This is a genomic window from Jiangella gansuensis DSM 44835 (assembly GCF_000515395.1).
Taxonomy (GTDB): Bacteria; Actinomycetota; Actinomycetes; order Jiangellales; family Jiangellaceae; genus Jiangella; species Jiangella gansuensis.
Window position 1 is genome coordinate 690,385 of sequence record NZ_KI911782.1, and the last position, 15,810, is coordinate 706,194.

Annotated in this window: 12 protein-coding genes; 3 read left to right on the forward strand and 9 right to left on the reverse strand. The window is 70.3% G+C overall.

Going from position 1 to position 15,810, the window contains the following annotated elements; translation table 11 throughout:
* Window positions 1–22 precede the first annotated feature (22 nt).
* The gene (locus JIAGA_RS0103555) at window positions 23–418 is read right to left on the reverse strand and encodes a hypothetical protein (RefSeq protein ID WP_157552641.1); all 396 of its coding nucleotides are present in this window, start codon (window positions 416–418) and stop codon (window positions 23–25) included.
* A 325-nt stretch (window positions 419–743) separates the two neighbouring features.
* On the opposite strand from JIAGA_RS0103555, the gene JIAGA_RS0103560 reads away from it, so the two are divergent.
* Window positions 744–1,487, forward strand: a complete 744-nt coding sequence (locus JIAGA_RS0103560) for an HAD-IIA family hydrolase (RefSeq protein ID WP_051426576.1) — start codon at window positions 744–746, stop codon at window positions 1,485–1,487.
* 63 nt (window positions 1,488–1,550) lie between these two features.
* Here JIAGA_RS0103560 and JIAGA_RS0103565 read toward each other — a convergent pair whose 3' ends face one another.
* From JIAGA_RS0103565 to JIAGA_RS0103580, 4 genes are all read right to left on the reverse strand, one after another.
* Complete coding sequence (locus JIAGA_RS0103565; protein ID WP_211239495.1) at window positions 1,551–3,266, reverse strand: serine hydrolase domain-containing protein; 1,716 nt, start codon at window positions 3,264–3,266, stop codon at window positions 1,551–1,553.
* Between the two features lie 20 nt (window positions 3,267–3,286).
* Window positions 3,287–4,600 carry an exo-beta-N-acetylmuramidase NamZ family protein gene (locus JIAGA_RS0103570; RefSeq protein ID WP_035812045.1) on the reverse strand — a complete coding sequence of 438 codons (1,314 nt, stop codon included), beginning with the start codon at window positions 4,598–4,600 and terminating at the stop codon, window positions 3,287–3,289.
* A 55-nt stretch (window positions 4,601–4,655) separates the two neighbouring features.
* Window positions 4,656–6,497 (reverse strand): glycoside hydrolase family 3 protein, encoded by a 1,842-nt coding sequence (locus JIAGA_RS0103575; RefSeq protein ID WP_035812046.1) that lies wholly within the window; start codon window positions 6,495–6,497, stop codon window positions 4,656–4,658.
* A gap of 147 nt (window positions 6,498–6,644) precedes the next feature.
* Window positions 6,645–7,502 carry an HhH-GPD family protein gene (locus tag JIAGA_RS0103580; protein ID WP_035812049.1) on the reverse strand — a complete coding sequence of 286 codons (858 nt, stop codon included), beginning with the start codon at window positions 7,500–7,502 and terminating at the stop codon, window positions 6,645–6,647.
* Window positions 7,503–7,794: 292 nt separating this feature from the next.
* On the opposite strand from JIAGA_RS0103580, the gene JIAGA_RS0103585 reads away from it, so the two are divergent.
* Window positions 7,795–9,000 (forward strand): hypothetical protein, encoded by a 1,206-nt coding sequence (locus tag JIAGA_RS0103585; protein ID WP_026874604.1) that lies wholly within the window; start codon window positions 7,795–7,797, stop codon window positions 8,998–9,000.
* A 149-nt stretch (window positions 9,001–9,149) separates the two neighbouring features.
* On the opposite strand, the gene disA is transcribed toward JIAGA_RS0103585, so the two are convergent.
* The 3 genes from disA to JIAGA_RS0103600 form a co-directional block, all read right to left on the reverse strand.
* The gene (gene disA, locus JIAGA_RS0103590) at window positions 9,150–10,208 is read right to left on the reverse strand and encodes a DNA integrity scanning diadenylate cyclase DisA (protein WP_026874605.1); all 1,059 of its coding nucleotides are present in this window, start codon (window positions 10,206–10,208) and stop codon (window positions 9,150–9,152) included.
* A gap of 221 nt (window positions 10,209–10,429) precedes the next feature.
* The gene (radA, locus tag JIAGA_RS0103595) at window positions 10,430–11,785 is read right to left on the reverse strand and encodes a DNA repair protein RadA (protein WP_026874606.1); all 1,356 of its coding nucleotides are present in this window, start codon (window positions 11,783–11,785) and stop codon (window positions 10,430–10,432) included.
* 52 nt (window positions 11,786–11,837) lie between these two features.
* Complete coding sequence (locus JIAGA_RS0103600) at window positions 11,838–12,542, reverse strand: class I SAM-dependent methyltransferase (protein WP_026874607.1); 705 nt, start codon at window positions 12,540–12,542, stop codon at window positions 11,838–11,840.
* A 277-nt stretch (window positions 12,543–12,819) separates the two neighbouring features.
* Here JIAGA_RS0103600 and JIAGA_RS32730 point away from each other — a divergent pair, with 277 nt between their 5' ends.
* Window positions 12,820–14,337, forward strand: a complete 1,518-nt coding sequence (locus JIAGA_RS32730; protein ID WP_157552644.1) for an LPXTG cell wall anchor domain-containing protein — start codon at window positions 12,820–12,822, stop codon at window positions 14,335–14,337.
* Between the two features lie 684 nt (window positions 14,338–15,021).
* On the opposite strand, the gene JIAGA_RS0103610 is transcribed toward JIAGA_RS32730, so the two are convergent.
* Window positions 15,022–15,789 carry a DUF3109 family protein gene (locus JIAGA_RS0103610; RefSeq protein WP_026874608.1) on the reverse strand — a complete coding sequence of 256 codons (768 nt, stop codon included), beginning with the start codon at window positions 15,787–15,789 and terminating at the stop codon, window positions 15,022–15,024.
* Window positions 15,790–15,810 lie beyond the last annotated feature (21 nt).

The following is a 15,810-nucleotide window of genomic DNA, read 5'->3' on the forward strand; positions in this document are numbered from 1 at the left end:
GAAGTGGAGAGGCGGATCGAGCTCAGCCGAACTCGATGTCGCACTCCTCGCTGACCTGGTCAGAGATGTTCTGCATCCGTGTGTCCATGTCCGCGTACTGCTCCATGCCTTCGAGCGACGCCGGGTCCTCGGGGTCGATCTCGGTGAACGCCTGGAACGCCTCGGCGGCGTACTCCCAGTCGCCCTGGACGTCGTCCGGAGCGGCGTCGGCGATCTCGTTCATCCGGTCCGCGAGGTCCTGCATCACGTCGGAGTTCTCGGGGTCGGTCGGGTCACCGCTGAGGGCGGAGGAGAAGTCCTCCTCGGTGTCGGTGATCAGGTCGCAGTACTCGGAGCTGTCGTCGCCACCGCAGGCGGTGAGCGCCAGCGCCATGGCGCCCGCGCCGAGCACGGAAACGGTCCTGGTGAATCGGCTCATTTAGTCGAACTCCTGAAAATAGTCCTCGTCACAAACGAGCTTCCCGGCGAAAGAAATCGACCCGGGAAGCCTCGTTGGACACTACCTGATCCACATCGGCGCCCCGGGCTGTTCAGTGTGCTTGCCGGTGATTGTCCGGTGCCGGGGGTGTGGGGATGGTCACGTCGGCTGTAAGTGTCTGATCCGGCCCGGTATCGCGAATGCCGCGAATGGGGTCGAATGATGCCATGTCCGGCTCATATGGCGGCCGCAGCCGCGGGCGTCGTCGTCGCCACCTTAGAGTGGCAGGGTGAGTAACCGTGAGATCGAGTGCTGGCTGACCGACATGGACGGCGTCCTCGTGCACGAGGACCGCGTCATCCCGGGTGCACCGGAGTTCCTGCAGCGGCTGGTCGACCGGGAACGCCGGTTCCTCGTCCTGACGAACAACTCGATCTACACGCCGCGTGATCTCCAGGCCCGGTTGGCCCGTTCTTCCGGTATCGATCTACCGGAGGAGGCCATCTGGACCTCCGCGCTCGCGACCGCCCAGTTCCTCGACGACCAGCACCCGCGCGGCTCGGCGTACGTCATCGGCGAGGCGGGTCTCACCACCGCGTTGCACGACATCGGCTATGTGCTCACCGACCGCAAGCCCGACTACGTCGTGCTGGGCGAGACCCGCACCTACTCGTTCGAGGCGATCACCCGGGCGATCCGGCTGATCGGTGACGGCGCCCGGTTCATCGCCACCAACCCCGACTCCACCGGTCCGTCGGCCGACGGTCCGCTGCCGGCCACCGGGGCGGTCGCCGCGCTCATCACGCGGGCCACCAACCAGGAGCCCTACTACGTCGGCAAGCCGAACCCGATGATGTTCCGCAGCGCCATGAACCGCATCGAGGCGCACTCGGAGACCACCGCCATGGTCGGCGACCGGATGGACACCGACGTCGTCGCCGGCATGGAGGCCGGGCTGCGCACGTACCTCGTCATGACCGGTTCGACCCGTCGCGACCAGGTCGAGCGTTACCCGTACCAGCCCAACCACGTCGTCAACTCGATCGCCGACCTGATCGACCTCATCTGACCGGGGTGATCGACAGGGGGCCGCTACCCCAAGAGCGGTAGCAACGCCCTGTCGATCACCGGGTCAGGACGACGCCAGGTTCCAGCCGTCGGCCTCGAAGCGCTCCGGGCTCCGCTCGCCGTGGAACGTCGGCAATCCGCGGGTCCGCAGCACGACGCCGTCGACGTACACGCCGCGGCCCTGGTACAGGTTGTCGGTCGTGTACCGCCAGCGCAGGACGGCCTCACCGTCGACATCCGAGAACTCGGCCCGGGCGCTCCACCACTGCCGGCCCTGATGGCCGCTGACGGTGCCGGCGTCGGCGTCGATGCGCTCGCCGCCCCGGCGGGCGGTGAACGGCACCGGCGACCAGGAGGCGCCGTCGTCGGTGGAGATCTCCAGTGTCAGCGGGTCGGTCGACTCGGTGTCCACGAAGAGGTCGAACAGCAGCGTCGAGTTCCCGTTCAGCTGGACCGGCAGGCTCAGCGTCGAGGTGCGGGCATCGCCCTCATGTGCCCGCCACGCATCGTCACCGGAACGCGGCGACACCGACAGCGCGTAGCCGAGCTCGTGTGCGACCGCGCGCCGGGCCGGGTTGATCGAGCCCCAGCTCCGGGACGGGTGCACCCGGTTGGACAGCAGGATCACGAACGAGCGCGACTGCGGATCGATGACCATGCTTGTTCCGGTGTACCCGGTGTGCCCGGCCGACGACGGCGACGCGAGCGCGTCCATGTACCACCGCTGGCCCAGCTCGAAACCGAGCCCATGAGCGTTCCCGGGGTAGGCGGTGTTCTCGTCGGTGAGCATCGCCTCGACGGTGTCCTGGCGCAGGATCCGCTCGCCGCCGTAGGCGCCGCCGTTGAGGATCGCCTGCGCCAGCAGCGCCAGGTCCTGCGCTGTTCCGAAGACGCCGGCGTGACCGGCCACCCCGCCCAGCGACCACGCGTTCTCGTCGTGGACCTCGCCGTGCACCATCCCGCGAGGCGGGGCCGCCTGGTACTCCGTCGCGGCGATCCGCGGCAGCAGCTCCGGGTCCGGGTTGTAGCCGGTGTCGACCATCCCCAGCGGCTCCGTGATGCCCTCGCGCACCAGGATGTCCAGCGGCTGCCCGCTGACCTCCTCCGCCACCAGCCCCGCGGTGATCATGTTCAGGTCGGAGTACAGGTAGGTGGTGTCCGGCGGGTTCGCCGGCGTGGTGGCGAGGACGGCGTCGATGCGGGCCTCGGGCGTCGGCCAGTCACGCCACAGCGGCAGCCACGACACCAGGCCGCTGGTGTGGGTGAGCAGGTGCCGCATCGTGATGTCCTGCTTGCCGTGGGCGGCGAACGCGGGCAGGTAGTCCGCGACGGGGGCGTCCAGGTCGATTCGGCCGGCCTCCACCTGCTGCAGCACCACGATGGTGGTGAACAGCTTCGAGACCGAGGCGAGGTCGTAGATGGTGTCGGGCGCGGTGGGCACCCACTCGTCGCGGGGCAGCTCGGTGCCGTCGCCGTCGGCGTAACGGAGCGCCCAACCGCTGGCTTCGTGTGCCACCACCTGCCCGTCGTGTGCGGCCAGCACGACGGCGCCGGCATACAGCGGGTGCGCGGCGCCGGGTGCGACCTCGGTGTACGAGGCGGCGGCGTCGACCAGGGCCTGGATGCGGTCGGCGTCGAGACCGACGTCCCCGGGGGCGGCCTGGCCGAGCACCGTCCGCGGCGACATGAACCCGTCGTGCGGGCGGTCGAACCGGCCGGCGTCGGGGTCGGCGCCGGCGGGGACGCCGCCCGCCAGCAGTGCGGTGGTGAGCGCTGCCACGACAGCGACCCTAGCCCGGCTCATCGACGGCCCCGGTACAGCAGGTACTGCTGGCGCAGCCGGTCGAACTCGGCCAGCTCGTCCTGCCAGGACGCGACGATTTCGTCGGCCGACGCGCCCGCGTCCACCATGATCCGCAGCCGGTCCGACCCGTGGAGCAGGTGGATGAAGCCGTCACTGGTGCCGCCCCCGCGCCAGGAGAAGTCATCCGGGTAGCGATGCTTGAGCGTGGTCAGCATGGTGACCCCGGTGCGGACCGCGTCGAACTTAGCCGGGTCGGTGAGGTGCAGTTGGACGCCGCCGCAGACCTGTCGGGTGAACTTGCTGAATGTCGGGACGAAGTAGGCCTCGCGGAAGTCGACGCCGGGCAGGTCGGCGCCGTTGAGGTCGTCGGCCCAGTGGTAGGTGCCGTACGGCGCGCCGATGAACTCGAACGGGCGGGTGGTGCCGCGGCCCTCCGACGCGGCGGTGCCTTCGAACAGGCAGGTCCCCACGTAGGCGACGGCGGTGTCCGGCGTCGGCATGTTCGGGCTCGGCGGTACCCACGGCAGGCCGGTCTCGGCGTACAGGGAGTCCGGCCGCCACCGGCGCATCGTCACGATCTCCAGCTCCTCGACGACGGCGCCGGCGTCGTCGGGCAGGAACTCGGCATTGAACAGCTGGGCCAGCTCCCCGACCGTCATGCCGTGCTGCTGCACGATGTAGCGCTGTCCGATGCCGGACTCGTAACCGGGGCGCAGCATGGGGCCGGCGGCGCTCCCGCCGATCGGGTTGGGCCGGTCGAGCACCACGAATTTCAGGCCCATCCGGGCGGCGGCCCGCATCGCCGACCACATGGTCCAGATGTAGGTGTAGAACCTCGCACCGACGTCCTGGATGTCGAAGACCACGACCTCGACATCGGCCTCGGCGAACATCCGCATGAAGCCCGCTTCCTGGGCACCATACGCGTCGTAGACGGTGACGCCCGTGCGGGGGTCTATGGTGGTCTCCTCGGCCTCGCCGGCCTGCGCGGAGCCGCGGAAGCCGTGCTCGGGACCGAACACGCCGACGATGTTCACGGCGCCGGAGGCGACCATGCTGTCGACGATGTGCGAGGCGTCGGCCAGGATGCCGGTCGGGTTCGAGATCACACCGACCCGGTGCCCGCTGAGCGCGCTCCAGCCGTCCGCGGCCCACTGCTGGGCGCCGGTGAGTACGCCCCTTCCGGCGCTGGTGCTCTGGGCCGAGGACGTGCCGGCGGCGGCGGACGCGGTTCCGGCGGCGGTCACGGCGCCGAGACCTGCGGTCGCTGCGCCCCATCCGGCTCGGGCGATGAACTGGCGGCGGTCCATGAGCGGCTCCTCGGGAGTCGGCGGATGGTGGGATGGACGTACGGGAGGACGTAGATCACCACGCGAGGCCGGTTCCGATCGGGTAGAGCACTGAGGCGTCGGCGGCGGGGACGTCGACCGGCAGCCGGCCGGCGGGCGAGATCTCCCCGGTGATGATCTTGGCGACGCTGCGCATCGAGACCGTCGTCGAGGAGTAGGCCGCCAGGAAGCCGGCGGACTCCGGCAGGTACGCAACGTCGTAGGGGTTGCGGACCGCGACGGCGGTGACCGGCGCGCCGGTCGCCGTCACCTCACGCACCAGCCGCTGCTGCCGGCCCTGCGGGTCGGTCGCCGTGGTGTCCGCGGCATTGGACGTGACGACGACGGTGAGGTCGTGGCTGCCCGCGGCCTGGACGGCGGCGGCGATGCTGGCGTCACTGGGCCGGGTACCGCTGGCGATGACGTCGACAGTGGCGCCTCGCTCACGCAGCGCGGCGGCGAGGTCGTTGCCGGCGGCCGTGTTGGCGGTGACGACGCTGACCGAGGTGCCCTCGGCGGTGACCGGCAGGATCGGTGCGCCGTCGCCGCCGGTGTTGCGCAGTGCCGTGACGGTGGGGTCGGTGATCCGCTCGGCGGCGATCCGGTGCGCCCGGTTGCCCACCACGCGGTCGACGGCGGCGACCTTGACGAAGGGGTCCTCGACGATGCCGCGCCGCCATTTCAGTTCCAGCACCCGCGTGACGCTCTCGTCGAGCCGCTGCTCGCTGATCTCGCCGCTGCGCACGGCGTTCAGCACCGCCTGGTACATGACGTCCATCTCGCCGTCCTCGGGCACCAACAGCTGGTCGACGCCGGCCAGCAGGGCCAGCACCGGGACTCGGTCCGGCCCGAAGTGCTCACGGATGGCGTCCATGTTGAGCGCGTCGGTGATGACGACGCCGTCGTAGCCCAGCTCGCCGCGCAGCAGGTCGGTGATGATCGGGCGGGACAGCGTGGCCGGGATGCCGGATGGGTCCAGACTGTCGACCACGATGTGCGCGGTCATGATGACGTCGATGCCGGCGTCGATGGCGGCCTGGAACGGCGGCACGTCGATGGTCTCCCACTCCTGCCGGGTGTGGTCGATCTCCGGCACCCCGTAGTGGCTGTCGGTGGTGGTGTCGCCGTGCCCGGGGAAGTGCTTGGCGGCAGCCGCGACGCCCTCGCCGCGCTGGTAACCGGCGACCTGAGCGACGACGAAGTCGGCGGCGAGCTGGGGATCGGAGCTGAAGCTGCGGACTCCGATGACGGGGTTGTCCGGGTTGACGTTGACGTCGGCGACCGGTGCGAAGTTCTGGTTGATGCCGACGGCGCGCAGCTCGCGGGCGGTGATGCGGGCCGCTTCCCGCGCGGCGTTCGTGCTACCGCCCGCGGCGAGTGCCTGGGCACCGGGGAACTGGGTCGCCGGCGCCGGCATCCGCGCGACGATGCCCGTCTCCTGGTCCGCCGAGATGAGCAGCGGCGGGCCGCCGTCGTCGGTGGCGGTGGCCTGCAGGCCGTTGGACAGCCCCGCGACCTGCCTGGGGTTGCTGACGTTGCCGGACCACGCGAAGTAGATGACGCCACCGAGGTGATACTTGTCGACCACCTCGGCCGGCGTGTCCACGCCGTAGGCGGCCTGGTTCAGCGCGGCCTCGGCCGGGGTCACCGTGGTCGCGTCGGTGCCGTAGACGTGGGTGACGAACAGCTGGCCGACTTTCTCCTCCAGCGTCATCCGGGCCAGCTGGTCGGCGGCGTACTCGGCCGCGGAGTCCGCAGCAGAGGGCGCGGTGCCGGCGTTCGGTGCCGGTTCGGCCAGGACGGCGCCCGGCGAGGCCAGTAACGCGGCACCCGCGACCGCGAACGAACGCAGAACGCGACGGCGGTGAATCGGGGACATGCGGGGCCTCCCCAGGGGTAGGCGGTTGCCGTTTTCAACGGACCGGCTTGTGGCGGAACGTAGCGAAATGATTACCGTCGGTCAAGGGTGGTCACATCGGCAGGACGATGCTTCGCCGGTGGGCGCCCTGCCAGAGGCGCCGATGGGTCAGCCGACCGGCAGCCGGAACAGGTCGTCGTCCAGCGGCTCGACCAGGCCGTCGGCGACCAGTCCGTCCAGGGCGCGCTCCCGCTGGACCGCCACCGGCCACGCGTCGTCCAGGCGGACCTTGGGCACTGGTCCGGCAGCGTCGCGCAGCACCGCCATCAGCCGGCCGCGGGCCTGCCGGTCGGTGCCGTGCCAGGCCTGTCCGCGCCGGGGTGGGCCGTCGTCGGGCCGCGATCCGCCGAGCCGCCAAGCGCAGTCGGTGCTGACCGGGCAGCCGTCACAGCGTGGTGACCGGGCGGTGCAGACCAGCGCGCCCAGCTCCATGACCGCGACGGCCCAGGTGGGTGCGTCCTCGGGCGGGAGCAGGCTCTCGGCCAGCCGGCGTTCCGCTGCCGTCGTCGACGGGGGCGGGTACTGGGTTCCGTTCACGGTTCGGGCCAGCACCCGGCGGACATTGGTGTCGAGGACCGCGTGCCGGGCGCCGAAGGCGAACGACGCCACCGCGGCGGCCGTGTACTCGCCGACCCCGGGCAGCGCGAGCAGGTCCTCGTAGCTCGACGGCACTCGGCCCGCGTGTGCGTCGACGATGGCCCGGGCGGCGGAGTGCAGGCGAAGCGCGCGGCGCGGGTAGCCCAGACGGCCCCAGGCGCGGATGGCCTCGCCGGGCTCCGCTGACGCCAGCCCGGCCGGCTCCGGCCAGCGGACCATCCACTCCCGCCACACCGGGAGGACCCGCGCGACCGGGGTCTGCTGCAGCATGATCTCGCTCACCAGGACCCCCCACGGAGTCCGGTCCGCCGCGCGCCAGGGCAGCTCGCGCGCATTCGCGGCGTACCAGGACATGACGGCGGCGTGCATCAAACGCGATTCTACGAGCTGCGCCTCGGGTGCTCGGCACTCGGCACCCCCGGAGAATGCCGCAGGGCAGACGACACCGGCAATGACGCTCAGGCGGGTCAAAAAGGGCGGTAGCGCATAAATGAGCTTCGTGCCGATAGCGATGCGAATGACCTGGCCGCAGACTTCGTGATGTCCGTTGACTCATCGCTCGTCTGAAAGTTAGCGTCTTCGCCGTGTGATCAACACGCACATCCGATAAAGCTGGCCGAGTCCATTTTGGCTGGAAAAGAGAATCGAAAGAGGAGTACGTATGACTTGTGGAACGGCTGACAGGCGGCGCTCCCGCCGAACTGCGGTCAAGGCGGTCGCGGGCGTCGCCGGTGCCGCTCTGGCCGTCACCACCGCCGGGTTCCAGGCGCAGGCGGCCGAGGCCGGCCAGGACGCGCGCCAGGACGGCGACTTCCGGATCGCCGCCGACGGCTACTACGCCACCGCTCGGGTCGCCACAGCCGGAAACGCTCTGATCCCGGTGCCGGTCCCCGAGGTCGACGCGCACGTCACCGTCGGTCAGATCGAGTCCGAGGCGAACTCCGCCGGTATCGAGGGCGAGGACGAGGGCGTCCACTCGCGCGCGTTCGGCACCATCGCGAGCGTCGGCGGCGCCGGCGCCGAGTTCGACGTGCCGTACCTGGTCGAGCAGGTCGCGCTGCCGGAGGAGGCCGAGTCGGCCAGCTACGGTGTGCACGACGTCGAGGTGCCGATCGTGGGCACGCTCAGCGCCATCTCCGGTGAGGTCAAGGCCAACTGGAACAACGACCTGGTGACCGAGGGTGCGCCGGGCGGCGTGCTCACCTCGCTGTACTCGGGCGTCGGCCAGGTCGACCTCCTCCACGTCGACGACCTCGGGCCGGTCACCGAGCTGCTGCCGATCGAGCTGCCCGCCGGGAGCCCGCTGATGACCGTCGGCGCAGGCCAGCTCCTGCAGGAGACCGGCACGTTCCCGAAGGACGACGGCACCCTGGGCGCCTACGCCGAGGTCAGCGGCCGGTTCGCCGACCTCAGCATCCTCGGCGGCGCCGCCGAGGGCGGCATCTCCCTCGGCTTCGCCGGCGCCGACGACGGTGACACCCCGAACGCCTGGGGCCGTCTCGAGGCCACCGGCGAGCCGGGCGGCGCGTCGTTCGACTACGAGCTGCCGGCGCTGGAGCTGCACGTCGCAGACGAGGAGGTCATCGACGTCGAGCCGGGCTTCGACGAAACCATCGACCTGGGCGGGGTCTCGGTGAACCTCAACTTCGCCGACTACCGCGAGGACGACACCGTCATCGCCGAGGACGGCACCGCCGCGGCGGCCTCCGGTGGCGGCCTGTCCGTGCGGATCACCCTCAGCGTCGAGGTGCCGGTCGTGGGCGAGGTCGAGATCGGTAGCGCCGAGGTCGGCCTGCTGAGCTTCCCCGAGCTGAGCGTCGAGGTTCCCGAGGGCGGCATCTCCGAGCCGGTCATCCTCGAGAACTGAGTCGATCAAGACATGGCGGCACCACCCACCGCCGTGGGTGCCCGAAGGCTCGTGGCCGAGGGCATCGCGTGAAGTGAACACCGCTTGTGGGTCCGCACCCCGACCAGGGGAGCGGGCCCACAAGCTCGTTCCCGGGCTGTCGGGGCGAGTCAGACGTAGCGTTCGAGGATGCTGGACTCGGCCAGCCGGGACAGGCCCTCGCGGACGCTGCGGGCGCGGCTCTCGCCGACGCCGTCGACGGCCTGGAGGTCGTCGACGCTGGCAGCCAAAAGCTTCTGCAGGCCGCCGAAGTGCTCGACCAGGCGGTCGATGACGCTGTCGGGCAGCCGTGGCACGCGGGCCAGGAGCCGGAACCCGCGCGGGCTGACCGCGGCGTCGAGCTGCTCGCCTCCGCCGGGGAACCCGAGCGACCGGGCCACGGCTCCGAGGTCCAGGAGGTCGGCACCGGACAGCGTGTCGAGTGCGCTGATGGCCTCGTCGAGGCTGCGCCTGCGCCGCCCGGACGGTGCCGGCAGGTAGTCGCGGATGACCAGCTCGCGGTCGGTGTCGACGCCGGCGACGAGCTCGTCGAGCTGGAGGCTGAGCAGCCGGCCGTCGGTACCCAACTCGACGACGTAGCCGTCGATCTCGACGGAAATGCGCCGGACCATCTCCAGCCGCTGCGCGACGGCGACGACGTCGCGGACGGTGACGAGATCCTCGATCTCGAGCGCGGACAGCGTGCCGGAGACCTCGTCGAGGCGCAGCTTGTACCGCTCCAGCGTGGCCAGCGCCTGGTTGGCGCGGGAGAGGATCTGGCCGGCGTCTTCCAGCACGTACCGGATGTCGTCGACATAGATGGCCACGATGCGCATCGACTGACTGACCGAGATGACAGGGAAACCTGTCTGCTTGGCGACACGTTCGGCGGTGCGGTGGCGCGTGCCGGACTCGGTGGTGGGGATGGACGGGTCGGGCACCAGCTGGGTGGCGGCCTTGAGGATCTTGGTACAGTCGCGGTCGACGACGATGGCACCGTCCATCTTGGCCAGCTCACGCAACCGGGTGGCGCTGAACTCGACGTCGAGGGAGAAGCCTCCGGTGCTCATGGCCTCGATGGTCTTGTCGTAGCCGAGCACCACGAGGGCACCGGTGCGCCCGCGCAGAATGCGCTCCAGGCCTTCGCGCAGGGCTGTGCCAGGCGCTACAGCTGCCAGAGCCAGGCGCAACTTCGCATCGGCGCCGGCTCGATCGTTGCCTTGCACGTGACCCCTGTCGTGACCTGACGGCTTTCGTGGAATTCAGTGTACGGGCGCTCAGCGCCGCGCCGCGGTGGGACGGCAGACGACGCTGGGTTGAACAGTCTAGGGCGTTTCGTGCCCTTCTGTGGCGACGAACGCGTCAATACAACACAACGAATCAGGTGCCGGCGAGCGAAATCATGGCCGCATCAGGCCACGCCACCGACGGCCGCGGCGAGCGCCTGGCCGACATCGGCCACTTCGATGACCTTGATGCCGGCCGGCACCGGACCGGGGTCGGCCGGAACGAGCGCCGTCGTGAAGCCCATGCGTTCGGCCTCGGCCAACCGTCGTTGCAGGCCGACGACACGGCGGATCTCGCCTGCCAGACCGACCTCGCCGAGCGCGGTGAGCGCCGGCGGCAGTGGCCGGCCGGACGCGGCGCTGGCCACGGCGAGCATCATGGCGAGATCGGCGGAGGGCTCAGTCAGCTTGGCCCCGCCGACGGTGGATGTATAGACGTCGCTGCTGCTCAGCCGGACATTGCCACGGCGTTCGAGCACTGCCAGCACCATGGCCACACGGGAGGAGTCCAGCCCGCTGTTCGCCCGCCGCGGCGTGGCCAACGCGGAGGTGGCGACCAACGCTTGCACCTCGCCCAGCAGTGGCCGGCGCCCCTCGAGCGTCACCGTGATGCAGGTGCCCGGCACCGGGGCGGCGTGCCGTGACAGGAACAGCCCGGTGGGGTCGGCCAGCGAGCTGATGCCGGTGTCGGTGAGGTCGAAGCAGCCGACCTCGTCAGCCGGGCCGTAGCGGTTCTTGATGGTGCGCACGAGCCGCAGCCGCGAATGGCGGTCGCCCTCGAACTGCAGGACCACGTCGACCAGGTGCTCGAGCACCCGCGGGCCGGCGATGCCGCCGTCCTTGGTGACGTGACCCACCAGGATGGTGGCGATGCCGCGTTCCTTGGCCACCCGGATCATCGCCGCCGCGACCTCGCGGACCTGGGTGACCCCGCCCGCCGCGCCGTCGGTCGCCGGGTTGGAGACCGTCTGCACCGAGTCGAGCACGATCAGCGACGGCTGCACCGCCTCCACGTGCCCCAGCACCGCCGACAGGTCGGTCTCGGACGCCAGGTACAGATGGTCGGCCAGTGCGCCCGTGCGCTCGGCCCGCAGCCGGACCTGGGAGGCGGACTCCTCACCGGTGACGTAGAGGGCGCGGCCCGCTTCGTGCGCCCAGCGCGCGCTCACATCCAGCAGCAGCGTCGACTTGCCGACGCCCGGCTCGCCGGCCAGCAGGATGACGGCACCCTGGACCAGCCCGCCGCCGAGCGCACGGTCGAACTCGCCCACACCGGTGGGCCGCGACCGCGCCACCTCGAGGCCGACCGCCGCGATGGGTCGCGCCGCCTCGGCTACCGGGCCGGCGGCGACGGCACCGGCCCGTGGCGCGCCGGCAGCCTCGACGGTGCCCCAGGCCTGGCACTCACCGCAGCGGCCGACCCATTTCGCCGTCGTCCAGCCGCACTCGCCGCACCGGAAGATCTGTGCTGCCTTCGCCATGCCTCGAACCGTAGCCTGGCCGTCCGACAACGTGGCGCGAACGCCGTCGTCGTCAGAAGCGGCGCCAGAACAGGTTGACCGCGTAGTCGACGGAGCTGCCCGAATGCTCAGCGAGTATGGCGTCCGCGGTGTCGGGTGCGAACTCGATGCGTACGACCGCCTCGAAGGTCCGCCGGTCGGGCATCGCCCAGCGCATCTCCAGGGACTCGCGGTGCCATCCCTGACGGGCCCAGAACCGTTCGACGGCGGCGGCGTCGTAATCGGGCAGGCCGGTGCGGAACCAGCGGCCGAACGTCGAGCGGGTGGCGTCGTTGTCGATGACGAACGCCGTGCCGCCGTGCCGCATCACCCGCGACAGTTCCGCCAGCCCGGGCTCGCAGCCCGGGCCGAAGAAGTACGCCCACCGCGCGTGCGCGACGTCCACCGTCGCCGGCGGCACGGGCAGCGCCTGCGCGGTGCCGCGCAGCACGGTGATCCGGGAGCGGGCGTCGGCCGGCAACTCACCCAGCCGCCGCTCCGCCCGCTTGAGCAGTGGGCGGTGCGGCTCGACCCCCGTGACGCGGCGGGCGTCCGCGGCGAACCATGGCAGGTGGAACCCGGAGCCGCAGCCGATGTCGAGCACGTCGAGCCCGCGCCAGTCGTGCAGGCGGCGCATCGCGGCCTCGATGACGCCGTCGGGATCGACGCCGCGGTTCTCCTGCTCGTACACGTCCGGGTAGGTCCAGATGTTCGGACTGGGGATGACATCACGGCGCACGGCCCAAGGATCGCAGAACCCGGACACTGGAGAACTCGAGGGGCAACTGCCGGCAATCGCTGACGCCGTGAGTGAATTCGGGCAGATGGTGCTATCTGCTGACCGGACGCCCAAACAATGCAAACTGGAAAGATTACTACCGGGGGCCTGTCAGCTATGTGAATGACCTTTTGTAGAGTACCTTGACACGTCTGGTCAGGGCGTCGAATGTACTCCCTGGCGGGCACCCAGAAAACAGGTTGCCTGGGGTAACACTTTCCATGATTTGAGGAGAATTGTGTTGAAGACAGTGCTGCGTGGCGCCGTTGTTGCCGGCGCTGCGCTCGCCGCCTGTTTCGCGCTCAGCGTCCCGGCGGCTTCCGCTGAGGAGCGGGAGGGGGTTGAGCTCCCCAACGAAATCACGAACGTGGAGGAGGCCAACGGCCTTCTCGACCAGCTGGGTCTCGGCGAGATCAACGTCGGCAACAGCCTCTGCGCGCTGCCGTGGCTGTGGCAGGGACCGTTCAACATCTTCGTCGGTGGCCAGGATGCCTACTACGAGGCCTGCAATGGCAACACGGGCATCTCGATCGGCGATGGCATCAACGTCCTGAACAACGGGGCCGACTCGTACGGTGACGGCATCAACGTCCTCAACAACACGTGCGCCGCGCCGTGGCTCTGGCAGGGCCCGGCCAACGGTGGCGTCGAGGACCAGGCCGCCTACTACGTGGTCTGCAACACCGAGGACACCACCTACGGCGACGGCATCAACGTGCTCAACGGCGCGTGCGCGCTGCCGTGGCTGTGGCAGGGTCCGGCGAACGTGTTCGTCGAGGGCCAGGAGGCGACCTACGTCGCCTGCAACAGCGACGGCACGACGTACGGCGACGGCGTCAACGTGGGCAACAACGTCTGCGCGCTGCCGTGGCTGTGGCAGGGCCCGGTCAACGGCTTCACCGATGGCCAGTCCGCTCACTACGCGGCCTGCAACAACAACGGCACGCTGACGGGTGACGGCGCGAACCTGCTGAACAACGTCTGCGCCGCGCCGTGGCTGTGGCAGGGCCCGGTCAACGCGCTGCTCGGTGAGCAGGAAGCGCACTACACCGCCTGCAGCGGCACCGAGGCACCGACGGCTGATGGCCTGCTGGCCGGTCTGCTCTCCGGCGACGGTGGCAGCCTGAACGTCCTCAACGACGCCTGCGTCCTGCCGTGGCTCTGGCAGGGTCCGATCAACGCGGTGATCGACAGCCAGTCGGCGTACTACACCGCTTGCGACGGACGCGCCGAGGCCGAGGTCGAGGTCGATGGGACCGAGGTCGAGGTCGACGGCGTTGAGGTTGACGGCGTCGAGGTCGAGGTTGACGGCGTTGAGGTTGACGGCGTTGAGGTCGAGGTCGATGGGACCGAGGTTGACGGCGTTGAGGTCGACGGCGTCGAGGTCGAGGTCGATGGGACCGAGGTCGACGGCGTTGAGGTTGACGGCGTCGAGGTCGAGGTGGACGGTACTGAGGTCGACGGGACCGAGGTCGACGGCACCGAGGTCGACGGGACCGAGACCGATGGCACTGAGACCGACGGCACCGAGACCGACGGGACCGAGACCGACGGCACCGAGACCGACGGCACCGAGACCGACGGGACCGAGACCGACGGCACCGAGACCGACGGCACCGAGGACGGCTCCGGCGACGGCGAGACCCTGCCGGACACCGGCTTCGCCTCCAGCCAGGTGCTGTTCATGGGCATCGTCCTGATGCTCGCCGGTGGGGTGGCGGCGTTCGCCGTCAGCCGGCGCAGCGCTCAGGTCTGAGGCTCGTCAGTGACGCGGTAACTCCCCTGTAGAGGTCGCCGGACCCGACCGTGATGGTCGGGTCCGGCGGCCTTTCGCGTTGTCCGCAGTGGGCAGCGGATGCCGGGGCGCAGATCCGTCGTCCTGCCCCGTATCCCGACGCGGGCAGCACGGTCCGCGCCACGGTCACCTGAGCCCTGACCGGACCGCCCCGCCGCCTCCCGCGGCGCTCCCGTGTTGATCTTGGACTAATCGCGGAATCAATCGGACATTTCACCCTGTGGTTGCGCGATCTCTCCAAGATCAACGCAGGGAAGGGAGGCGGGAGCATGGGCGGGCCCGGATGCGGAGTCGTGTCGACCCCGTTCACCGCGCCGACTCACGGCCACGCCGCGAGAGCCTGCCTCGTCGCACGTGCGGCGACCGTCACGTCGTCGTTCCCGGTGGCGCCTAACGGGCAGATGGCTGCGCCTACTGTGCACCCTTCGGGTCACGTCACTCGCCGCGCGGTCGAACTCTGGCGCGTCAACCGTCCGGTATGGCCCCGAGGCGAGTGACGTGTGACCCGCAGCCCGCTATGTGGCCCCGGCGACGGCTCACAGGGCGGCGGCAGCGGCGACCGACGGCCTCGGACTCCTGCAGGCGCTCTCCCGCTTCACCAGGCAAGCATCCATGGTGGAGAGGGAACACCCATGGTGGACGTGATCATTTCGGGGCGGGGTCAGGTGGGGTGGCGGCGGCGGTCGCGGGGTGCACCAGGAGGGGGAGCTGGGCGGCCATGAACGCCTCGCAGTGCCGTGCCAGTTCGTCGTAGGCCTTGTCGCCGATCAGCGCCCGCAGTTCCGGCTCGTTCGACACGTACACCGGCCGTGCGCCGACGTGCGCCTCGGTGGCCGTGGTGCAGTACCAGTCCATGTCATGCCCGCCGGGGCCCCAGCCGGCGCGGTCGTACTCGCCGATGGTGATCTCGAGGTAGGTGCTGCCGTCGGGCCGTTCGGCCTCGCGGTAGGCCCGCCGGATCGGCAGCTGCCAGCACACGTCGGGCTTGGTCTCCAGCGGGTGCTTTCCGACGCTCAGGGCGTACGCGTGCAGCGCGCAGCCGGTGCCGCCGGCGAAGCCCGGCCGGTTGTGGAACACGCAGGCGCCGTCGACGACGCGGGTCTTGCGCTCGCCGTCCTCGTCCGTCTCGACCACCCCGCCGCGCAGGCCGTCCTCGCGCAGGTGCCAGATGTCCGGACCCAGCTGCAGGGCGGCGGCACGGACGCGCTTCTCGTCGTCCTCATCGGAGAAGTGGGCGCCGTGTGTGCAGCATCCGTCGTCGGGGCGCTCGGCGTAGATGCCCGGACAGCCCTGGCCGAAGATGCACGTCCAGCGTGATGTGAGCCAGGTGAGGTCGCAGCGCACGACCTGGCCGTCGTCGGCGGGATCGGTGAACTCGACCCAGCCCCGGGCACCCTGCGTCCTCAGCTCCACCCCATCGAGAGTACGAGCGCG